General features: G+C 76.2%; 2 protein-coding genes and 1 pseudogene. All 3 read right to left on the bottom strand.

Going from position 1 to position 1,797, the window contains the following annotated elements; all coding sequences use genetic code 11:
* Positions 1–12: 12 nt before the first annotated feature.
* Positions 13–963 (bottom strand): methionyl-tRNA formyltransferase, encoded by a 951-nt coding sequence (gene fmt / locus PLP61_RS16935; RefSeq protein WP_324503970.1) that lies wholly within the window; start codon positions 961–963, stop codon positions 13–15.
* A complete protein-coding gene (gene def, locus PLP61_RS16930) occupies positions 963–1,508 on the bottom strand; it encodes a peptide deformylase (protein ID WP_324503969.1) in 546 nt (181 codons plus the stop codon). The genes fmt and def overlap by 1 nt, the downstream gene beginning before the upstream one ends.
* A 51-nt stretch (positions 1,509–1,559) precedes the next feature.
* Positions 1,560–1,797, bottom strand: a pseudogene (locus tag PLP61_RS16925) (primosome assembly protein PriA); the annotation flags it as partial.

Here is a 1,797-nt window from a genome sequence, read left to right as displayed (position 1 = left end):
CGGCCCGGCCGGTCAACGGGGGTCATCGGGTCTCCCCTCGCCGAGCCGGGCGCCGGCGCCCGCACGCACCCCCCGGGCCCAGTCGGCGGCCGCCATCGGCCGTCTGCCGCAGGGCTGCACCAGCCCCAGCCGGACCGGCTGGGTGGCGGTGCCGACGTGCACCGCCTGTTTCGTGGCGGCCAGCTCGCCGGGCGGCAGCGACTCTCGGTCCGGGTCGACCCGGACCGGGCCGAGCTTGAGTCTCTCCCCCGCCCAGGTGGACCAGGCGCCCGGCGCCGGGGTGCAGGCGCGCACCTGGTGGTCGATGGCCAGGGCGGGCCGCGACCAGTCCACCGCAGCCTGCGCCACCGTGATCTTCGGGGCCCAGCTGAGGCCCTCCTCCGGTTGGGGCCGGGCCTCGACCGTGCCGTCGGCCAGCCCGTCCAGCGTGGCGAGCAGCAGCCCCGCACCCCCCTCGGCCAGCCGGGCGAGGAGGTCTCCCGCGGTGTCCTCGGGGCGGATCCGCTCGGTCATCACCCCGAAGGTGGGCCCCGCGTCGAGCTCCTCGACCAACCGGAAGGTGGTGGCTCCGGTGACCTCGTCGCCCGCCCACAGCGCCCGCTGCACGGGCGCGGCGCCGCGCCAAGCGGGGAGGCAGGAGAAGTGCAGGTTCACCCAGCCCAGCCGGGGGATCTCCAGCGCGGACCGCGGGACGAGCGCGCCGTAGGCGACGACCGGGCAGCAGTCGGGGGCGAGGTCGCGCAGGGCCGCCTGGAAGCCGGCCTCCCGGGGGTGGGCGGGGGTGAGCACGGGGACGCCGACCTCACCGGCCCGCCGGGCGACCGGGGAGGGCTGCAGCGTCCGGCCCCGGCCCGCGGGCGCGTCCGGGCGGGTGACCACCCCGACCAGCTCGTGGTGGGAGCCGATGATCGCCTCCAGGGACGGGAGGGCCACCTCGGGCGTGCCGGCGAAGACCAGGCGCATCAGAGCCCGAGCCCTCGGGTGGGGTGCGGCGAGAGCCGGACGGTGGGCCGGTCCACGCCGAACCAGTCCGACTCGCGGATCTGCTTCATCGCCGCCTTGCGTGAGTCGGCGTCCAGCCGGTCGAGGAAGAGGACCCCGTCGAGGTGGTCGGTCTCGTGCTGGATCGCCCGGGCCAGCAGCTGGGAGCCCTCGATCCGCACCGGCTCGCCGTACATGGTGAACCCTGTGGCCACCACCGAGAGCGCCCGGCGGCAGTCGTAGACGATGTCGGGCAGCGAGAGGCAGCCCTCCGGACCGTCCTGGAGCTCCTCGGACAGGTCGAGGGAGGGGTTGACCAGGTGGCCGAGCTCGCCGTCGACGTACCAGGTGAACACGCGCAGCCCCACGCCGATCTGCGGCGCGGCCAGCCCGGCTCCGGGGGCGTCCATCATGGTGTCGGTGAGGTCGCGGACCAGGGTGCGCAGCTCCTTGTCGAAGTCGACGACCTCCGTGGCGCGTGAGCGCAGCACCGGGTCGCCGAACAGTCGGATCGGTTGGACGGGCACGATGGCTCACTCCTCGGGGTCGGGACGTGCCCGGCCAGTGTAGGGACGGGGCTAGAGGGCGGGCGGGTCGACCTGCACCCGCACCGCGCCCAGCTTGCGGGCCGAGCGGACCCGCTGGACCTCGCCGAGCGCCCGGGACAGCGCCAGCCCCTGGGAGCGGGGCACCCTGACCACCGCCCGCCACTCCCCGGGCTCGCCGTGCTCGACCGGGCCGAGCACCTCGGCCCCGGGAGGCAGCCGGGCGAGGGTCAGCACGTCGTCGAGGGCGGCGGCGGCCCCGCTGAGGGTG

The organism is Nocardioides sp., from assembly GCF_035429765.1.
Lineage (GTDB): Bacteria > Actinomycetota > Actinomycetes > Propionibacteriales > Nocardioidaceae > Nocardioides.
This window is presented reverse-complemented; position numbering and strand designations above follow the sequence as displayed.